Source organism: Desulfomarina sp., assembly GCF_054039375.1.
On record NZ_JBPLBA010000041.1, the window covers coordinates 1 to 7904 of the forward strand.

The following is a 7904-nucleotide window of genomic DNA, read 5'->3' on the forward strand; positions in this document are numbered from 1 at the left end:
CCCTGCATGGGAGCGACGGTTACGAGAAGGGTTGGCCGGGTGAAAATGAAAGGGGCAGGTGTTGGACCCGGCCGGAAATGGTTTATCCTGATACTATCCTGCAGCCTGCTCAACAGCCACGGATACAGCTACGGTGGCACCGACCATAGGGTTATTGCCCATGCCGATCAGTCCCATCATTTCCACATGGGCGGGCACAGAGGAAGAACCGGCGAACTGGGCGTCTGAGTGCATCCGTCCCATGGTGTCTGTCATGCCATAGGAGGCAGGACCTGCTCCCATGTTGTCCGGGTGCAGGGTCCGTCCTGTTCCCCCGCCCGATGCCACGGAAAAATAGTTTTTCCCCTGCTGGACACATTCTTTTTTGTAGGTTCCGGCCACCGGATGCTGAAAGCGGGTAGGGTTGGTGGAGTTCCCGGTAATGGAGACATCCACGCCTTCCAGATGATTGATGGCAACGCCTTCTCTCACATCATCCGCACCAAAACATCTGACCTTGCCCCTCTCTCCATCGGAGTAAATTGTTTCATCAACAACGGTGAGTTCTCCGGTGGCATAGTTGAAGCTGGTCTGCACATAGGTGAAACCGTTGATTCTTGAAATAATTTTTGCTGCGTCTTTTCCGAGGCCGTTGAGAATAACCTTGAGAGGGGTTTCCCTCACCCGGTTGGCCGATCTGGCGATACCGATGGCTCCTTCCGCCGCGGCAAAAGATTCATGACCGGCCAGAAAGGCAAAACAGCGTGTTTCTTCCCTCAGGAGCATGGCCGCGAGATTCCCGTGGCCGATACCAACCTTGCGGTCGTCGGCGACAGAGCCGGGAATACAGAAAGCCTGCAGACCTTCGCCAATGGCGGCAGCAACGTCCGATGCCTTTTTCGCTCCTTTTTTAATGGCTATGGCTGTTCCAAGGGTATAGGCCCATACGGCGTTTTCAAAACAGATGGGCTGGATCGATTTTACTGTTTTTGCCACATCAACACCATATTGCAGACAGTTTTCCCTTGCCTCTTCCAGGGATTGTATTCCATATTTTTTCAGGACAGGAGTGATCTGCTTAATCCGCCTGTCATAACTTTCAAACAGTGCCATGTTCTTTCTCCTTATTCCTGACGGGGATCGATAGTTTTTACGGCATCATTAAACCGGCCATAGGTTCCTGTTGCATCTTCAAGCGCTTTGCCGGCATCCACTCCTTTTTTGATAGCGTCCATCATTTTTCCCATGGAGACAAATTTATAACCGATAATTTCGTCATTGTTGTCCAGGCCGATTTCCAGGACATAGCCTTCCGCCATTTCCAGGTAACGGGGACCTTTTCTGCTGGTTCCGTACATGGTGCCGCAGACTGAACGCAGCCCTTTGCCGAGATCTTCAAGGCCGGCCCCGATGGGCAGGCCTCCTTCCGAGAACGCGGACTGGCTGCGTCCATAGACGATCTGCAGGAAAAGTTCCCGCATGGCAACGTTAATAGCGTCACAGACCAAATCCGTATTGAGCGCTTCGAGAATTGTTTTGCCGGGCAGGATTTCGGAAGCCATGGCTGCAGAATGGGTCATACCGGTGCAGCCGATGGTTTCGATCAGGGCTTCTTCAATCAGGCCGTCTTTTATATTGAGGGTCAGTTTGCATGCCCCCTGCTGGGGCGCGCACCAGCCGACACCGTGGGTCAGTCCGTTGATATCGGATACTTCCTTTGCCTGCGTCCATCTGCCTTCCTGGGGAATCGGCGCGGGACCGTGATTCGTCCCCTGGGCGACACGACACATTTCCTCAATTTCAGAAGAGTATTGCATTGTCATGCTCCTTTATTTTTTCTGATTACCAATTACATTCAGCCGGATTGGGAATGTGCCTGCTTTATCAGGCTGGCCTGCGGTCATAAATTACTGGAAATCTCAATTGATAGAACAGGCACATCCCCAGACTCCCAAATAACGGGCTGAGTTTTGTACGTAAGCAGATTTTTTTTACGAAAGTCCGTATTGCTGGAGGTTTTTTCACCGCAGTCGGACTTTCGCGTGATGAATTGTTATTGTTGCCACTATACCCTGAATTCCGCGGGACGGGTATCCTAAAAAATCAAAGTTCAGTAATCTTTTCAAAGAGATCACTGTCGGCCTCAATTTTCATCCTGTTGCCGATGACAGACCGGTGACATTCCGGAATCATTCGACCAAAAGGTTCGGCAAAGACGCGCATGTCTTCGGTGGTTGTGGTTGTGATTTCTTCCAGCCGCTCTCTTTTGTATTCCGGACTGATACCGTTCAGATAATCATTTCTGGCGGTTGCTCCTTTTGCCGCACTGCTCTGCAGGGGAGTAAAAGCGCCGTAGGTGCCGATGATGAGTTGTTCCATTACTTCCGTGGGCAGTTCCAGGGACTCGATAACTGCGGGTATCCGGTTGTAAGCCTCATATGTTTTTCGCACATTGGGGTCGCGGTAGCTGACCAGTGCCAGGTTACCGCTTATCTGGCCGAACTGGATAAAGCAGCCATAGGCTCCCCCCATCTGGCGAACACTGTTCCACAGGTAATCACGTGAGAGATAGGTTTTTAAAACTTCAAAGTGGCCGTTATATCCTGCACCATTTTTCAGGAGATTACCACCCTGGACGACAAATGCCACTTCGGCGGAAGTAATAAAGGCCTCGTGGCGGGGAAACGGAAGTGATGGTGGAGGCTGGGGGGGTGGTTTCATGGTGCCGAGGGCTTCCGGGATACAACTGCCTGTCCGGGAAAATTGCTCAATTTCTTTTTTATCCGCTGTTATCGACAGCAGGAGATTGTCCCTGTTAAACAGCAATGTCGTCAGTTCCCGCAATACGCCCAGAAATTCCTCTTCCATGGAGTCGTAGTTGAGGGCCAGTTTTTTCAATTGCAGGTAGGCTGTTATTCCGTTGAAACTCTCGTTATACATGCCTGCTGTGCTTAAGTGGGCAAAGACCCGGGTTGCAGGAAGATTGTACCCTTCACTCTGGGCCGCATGTTCCGCCCAGGCAAATTCCCTGCCGACAATTTCCCTGATCCTTGTTCTGTCACCAAAAGAGACGTTTGAGAGTGTTTCGGCCAGGAGATGCATGGCCTCTTCCATATAGTCGGGAAGACACTTAAGGTGCAGCCAGAGGACAGGCCGGGTGATATCCGGCCGGCTGCGGTTGGTGTATGTCGTCAGGGAATGGGAAAAAGATCCGGTGTATGTGGCGATTTGCTTGGCGAACTGTCTGTAGTTGAGTTTTTCCGTGCCGATCTCCGTCAGGATTGTACCAAAGATATCAAGCCAGGGAAGAAGATCAGGTCTCAGGCAGGAGAAATCAAGGCCGATGTCCAGGTAAGTAATATGGTTGGTGGGAAGATCATTGACCAGGACTTCATGGCCGAACATCTTCTCCGGTGAAACGGTGTGAAAGGCAGCGTCCGCTCCCAGGTCCCGCAGGGAAAGACGGGGCAGCAGAGAAAGTGTTTCCACACTGTTGGGAGTCTGTTGTGCCCGGATAAGATCCAGGGTTCTGCGAACCCTTTCAGATCGTTCTTCCTCTGTTGTTCTGCTGTCGTATTCGGCCAGTCTGCGCTGTTCCTCTTCCTGGGATTTCTTCTGTTTTTCGGGATCTGGAATCAGAGTGACGGTAACGGTTGAAGGGTTGTCGATAAGGTGGCTTTCAATCAGTTCCTCAAAATAGTTTTCGTTTAACGCCTTATGGCGCAGATGTTTTATCAGTTCCTCGCTTTTCAGGTGCTCGAAAGGATCATTGCCATACTTCATGGCACCCATTGCTTTACCGATCCTGTCCAGTCCCCGCTGGGCCTTGCTCGCTTCCTCCCGGAAACTGAATTCAAATTTATTCAGTTCGGAAAGGACCAGGTCCCGGTCCAGTTCTTTTTCTACCATTTCTCTCAGTGTATTCGAATAAAGTGCCAGAAAATCATCTCGATATTTCGCTTCACTGCCCACAAGGTAACTGACCATCATGGTTCTGTATGATGATCCGGCCATATAGAATCCGCCGAAATCTTTGCAGAGTCCGCTGGAAGTGATACTGTTTTTCAGGGGAGAACCGTCAGAATTGAACAGAATATTTGCAATAATCTGGAATGCGGTGTTTTCCTCGCGATTGGCAACGGTGGACACATTGGTTCCAAGGGCAAGAAATGTTTTTTCCACGATATCTGTTGAGTCTACGCCATAACTGTCATTGATAAAGACGGGGCTGTCAGGTGGGGTGCCTTTTTTGATTTCCGCCCGTCTGCCGGGTTCACTGAAATTTGAGAAAAATCGGCTCTGCAGGAATTCCAGTTCTTCTTTGAGGGGAGCATCCCCGTAGAGAAAAAACATGCCGTTGGACGGATGATAGTGTTTTTTGTGAAAGGCACGGAATTCTTCGTAACTCAGGTCCGGAATATTTTTCGGGTCTCCGCCCGATTCATGGGCATAGGTTGAGCCGGGTAGAAGTCCCGCAAAAATGTGATGAAAGATATGGCGGATGGGGTCTGAAAAGGCACCTTTCATTTCATTGTACACCACACCCTGGTACTGGAGCGGTGCGTCAAGGCTCTCCTGATGATAATGCCAGCCTTCCTGCTCAAAGGTTTTTTCGCTCAGGAGAGGATTGAAAACGACATCACAGTAGACATCCATGATATTGAAATACTCTTTCAGGTTCCTTGTGGCGAAAGGATAGTAGGTGATATCGGAACCGGTCATGGCATTGAGAAAGGTGGTCAGACCACCTTTGTTGATTTCACCGAATACATCTTTGACCGGATATTTTTCTGACCCCATCAGGACTGAATGCTCAAGGATATGGGCCACGCCGGTGGAATCGGTGGGGATGGTATGGAAGGCAGCAGAAAAAGTCTTGTTGGAATCACTGTTTTTGATGGCAAGGATTGGGCATTTCAGCAGGGAGTGTTCAAAGAGAAAAACGGTGGAATCTATTTCTTTTATAAATTCTTCTCGTTTCAGTGTGAAACCGTTAAAGGAGGATGTCATTGTTTTCATAGGTAATCAGAATTTTTTATGGGAATCAAGAAGGAGGGTGACCGGGCCGTCATTGACCAGTTCCACGGCCATTTCCGCCCGGAATGTTCCGGTGGCGACCGGGATCTGTTTCTTCTTGATCTCGTTTATAAACCGCTGATAGAGCGGTTCAGCGATTTCCGGCGGTGCCGCATCGGAATAGCCGGGGCGCCTCCCCCTGCGGCAATCACCATAGAGTGTGAACTGAGAGATTATAAGCATTTCTCCCCCAATGTCTTCAAGGGAAAGGTTCATTTTCCCTTTATTATCTTCAAAAATGCGGAGAGCCGCGGTTTTGTCGGCCATCCAGTGCAGATCTCTTTCTGTGTCGCTGGCGTGAATGCCGAGAAAAATGACCAGGCCCCGGCCGATTTTTCCTGTTGTCGCCGAGTCAATTGCTACAGATGCACTGCTGACTCTTTGTATTACTGCGCGCATAAAACAGCTCCTTTGCGGTTTCTGAAATTTTAACTGATTCAGAAACTATTTATACTGGAATATGTGAAAAAATAAATACTTCTTCCAAATTATGAGGGGGAAATGGTATAATTTGAACCTGAACAGATCGTTTTTATTCTACCTGGATTCTGCAATCAGCAAGTACGGAGTCTACGCTTACCTGCCGGAGATGCAAGGTTCAACAGTGCTGACGTATTAACATGCTCCAGGTCATTGGTAACGAAGCAGGTAAGCGAGCCAGCAAGACTTCTGATACGGTGAACTGCAGGATTCAGGTTTTATACAATTTATCCAGGTTTACAAATGATTGAAAAACTGCAGAACCTTGTCGGCAAAATGGCTGTGGAGCTTCCCGGGATACTTGCTGCTGCCGTGGTTACAGTGGATGACGGTATGTCCATTGCCGAAACCGTGCGGGAGGATGATATCGAAATAGCTGCTGCTTCCGCCTATCTTGCCTCAGTAGTTAAATCCAATTCAAAAGCAATTAAACTGCTGGCGGATGACGAGGTTGTAGATGATATCCTGATCACAACCAGTCAGTATCATTTCATTATCAGGCATAAGGAAGAAGAGCCGTTTTTTATTTTTCTCATGACTACGAAGAAAGAGTGGCTCGGCAAGGCCAGATTGCTGATCCAGAAATACGAAGAAGATTTTGCAGGATTTGTGGGGGCATGGGAAAAAAGTCTTGAATGATTCTGAATCCGTGGTGGATTCAGAATCATAAACTCTTAGAGTCGGTGCTTTTGTGAGTGGTTGCTGCGTGGTTTTTAAAGGGATGCGGCTTCCTGTATTTTCCTGGAATTTTTTCTTATGCTGATCCTGATCCAGCCCAGGTTGGTTTCCTGATCGGCAACAATCACAAGAAAGGCTTCACTGCCCACCGGGGCAAAGAGAACGGGACCGTTTTCAAATTCAAACATTGTCATCTGCAGATCACCCTGACCAAGCTGATTTCCCATGGATTCCGCTGAACCAAAGCCTGAAGAGGCAATCGCTCCGATCATTTCGGCATCAATTCCTGCCCTGGCCAGGCTGTCAAGGAGAAAGCCGTCTCGGCCCACAAGGCAGGCTGTATGTACTCCCTCGATATTGGTGAATTCCGCTAAAATTTCCTGAATCTCTGTCATATCAAAATCCTCTGCTGAAATTTCTGGTTGTTCTTCCAAATTGTCTATATTTTCATTTTCCACCTCTCTGAGCGTCACCTTATCCTCTTCAGGAAGAGACCGGGAGTCTTCACCTCCGGATTCAGTTTCATGGGGTGGTTGTTGTGTATCGTCAGGTTTTTCTGATACTGTGGTTTCATCATTCTGCACGGCAGCCTCAAAGAGCAGGGCTTCAAGGGATTTGTCGATGCTGACCAGAGGGGGTTGAACACCTTTTATGTTCTGGAGAGTGCCGCCGTTGAACTGGAGGATGGTAAAAAAAGCCTTCTCTCCGCTGAGATTGTCGCACATGGCATGGACCACACTGCCGTCTTTGAAAAAGATCATGCCTTCCTGTTCCCCGGTGGTGACCTTGAGTGCTGCCGTTGCCCTGGAGAGTCCGTTGAACTGGACAATGTCCATCAGGTCAACCCCGTCTACAGTCCCCTGGAAACCTTCATCCTCCTGGAGGACTTCTTCAATGATTGAACGAAGTTCCTTGATATCGAAAGGTTTTTCAATGAACCTGAGACTGCCGCTCATCATTGCTTCGTTTTCGTAGCTGTTTGAAGGATAGGCGGTCATGATGATCACACCCGTTTCCGGATGGCGGTTGTTGATCTCGATCAACAACTCCAGGCCGCTCATCCCGGGCATGTTGATGTCCGTGAGAACAAGGTCTGTCGGGTTGTCACTGAGAACAGCCAGTGCCTCTTCTCCTGATTTTGCCGCCAGGATTTCAACATTTTCCATTGATTTGCTCAGGTTTCTCTGCAGCATCCAGAGCATATCTTCTTCATCGTCAACGACCAGAACTCTTTTCATATTGTTACCATTTGGTGATACAATTTAAGGTAAATGCTCACAGGCCCCTGTTGAGCAGTTGCAGTTTAGAAGTTGTAAAATCATGAATAGTTTTTCTGTAGCAAAAACGGGGCCATTTTTTTTGGGAGTAAAAATTTTGACAAGGCTGCAGGTTTTCGGTCAATTCACGGGGATGTACAATGGGTGGTATTGGCCGGAAACTGTTCACCTGGCCAGATTCTGGTCAATTTTTTGGTAAATGCTCACAGGCACCCCCAGCTTTTCACGGTCTTTTTTGTCCGCACAGGGGCTTATAACGAACAAAAGAGCCTGTAAAAATCTGTGGAATTTGTGAGCAATTACAGTTCAAAGATTATAAAATCACAGAGTTGCTCCCCCAGTGACAGGTACATTTCTTTATTTATAGTGTAACAGCTCCCTGGGGGGTATGGATATGGGCCTTGAGAAAAGGCG

Annotated in this window: 6 protein-coding genes; 1 reads left to right on the plus strand and 5 read right to left on the minus strand. The window is 48.7% G+C overall.

The genetic code is table 11. The features are described from left to right. Nucleotides 1–93 precede the first annotated feature (93 nt). The 4 genes from ACXLDX_RS02415 to dtd all read right to left on the minus strand — a co-directional run bounded on the left by ACXLDX_RS02415 (nt 94) and on the right by dtd (nt 5454). On the minus strand, nt 94–1092 hold the full coding sequence (locus tag ACXLDX_RS02415; protein WP_457575598.1) for a GGGtGRT protein: 999 nt from the start codon (nt 1090–1092) through the stop codon (nt 94–96). An 11-nt stretch (nt 1093–1103) separates the two neighbouring features. Then, on the minus strand, nt 1104–1796 hold the full coding sequence (locus tag ACXLDX_RS02420; protein WP_457575599.1) for an iron-sulfur cluster assembly scaffold protein: 693 nt from the start codon (nt 1794–1796) through the stop codon (nt 1104–1106). A 286-nt stretch (nt 1797–2082) separates the two neighbouring features. Then, nucleotides 2083–4998 carry an insulinase family protein gene (locus ACXLDX_RS02425; protein WP_457575600.1) on the minus strand — a complete coding sequence of 972 codons (2916 nt, stop codon included), beginning with the start codon at nt 4996–4998 and terminating at the stop codon, nt 2083–2085. 6 nt (nt 4999–5004) lie between these two features. Continuing rightward, nucleotides 5005–5454 carry a D-aminoacyl-tRNA deacylase gene (gene dtd / locus ACXLDX_RS02430; protein ID WP_457575601.1) on the minus strand — a complete coding sequence of 150 codons (450 nt, stop codon included), beginning with the start codon at nt 5452–5454 and terminating at the stop codon, nt 5005–5007. A 324-nt stretch (nt 5455–5778) separates the two neighbouring features. On the opposite strand from dtd, the gene ACXLDX_RS02435 reads away from it, so the two are divergent. Then, nucleotides 5779–6174 carry a roadblock/LC7 domain-containing protein gene (locus tag ACXLDX_RS02435; RefSeq protein WP_457575602.1) on the plus strand — a complete coding sequence of 132 codons (396 nt, stop codon included), beginning with the start codon at nt 5779–5781 and terminating at the stop codon, nt 6172–6174. A gap of 74 nt (nt 6175–6248) precedes the next feature. Here the strand turns inward: ACXLDX_RS02435 and ACXLDX_RS02440 are convergent, their stop codons facing one another. Beyond that, nucleotides 6249–7451, minus strand: coding sequence for a response regulator (locus ACXLDX_RS02440; RefSeq protein WP_457575603.1), 1203 nt, complete (start codon nt 7449–7451; stop codon nt 6249–6251). Nucleotides 7452–7904: the final 453 nt, after the last annotated feature.

Bases quoted from the DNA above. Each gene is read 5' to 3' on its own strand.
- ACXLDX_RS02435 (WP_457575602.1), top strand. From the start codon at position 5,779: ATGATTGAAAAACTGCAGAACCTTGTCGGCAAAATGGCTGTGGAGCTT.
- ACXLDX_RS02425 (WP_457575600.1), bottom strand. From the start codon at position 4,998: ATGAAAACAATGACATCCTCCTTTAACGGTTTCACACTGAAACGAGAA.
- ACXLDX_RS02440 (WP_457575603.1), bottom strand. From the start codon at position 7,451: ATGAAAAGAGTTCTGGTCGTTGACGATGAAGAAGATATGCTCTGGATG.
- ACXLDX_RS02420 (WP_457575599.1), bottom strand. From the start codon at position 1,796: ATGCAATACTCTTCTGAAATTGAGGAAATGTGTCGTGTCGCCCAGGGG.
- dtd (WP_457575601.1), bottom strand. From the start codon at position 5,454: ATGCGCGCAGTAATACAAAGAGTCAGCAGTGCATCTGTAGCAATTGAC.
- ACXLDX_RS02415 (WP_457575598.1), bottom strand. From the start codon at position 1,092: ATGGCACTGTTTGAAAGTTATGACAGGCGGATTAAGCAGATCACTCCT.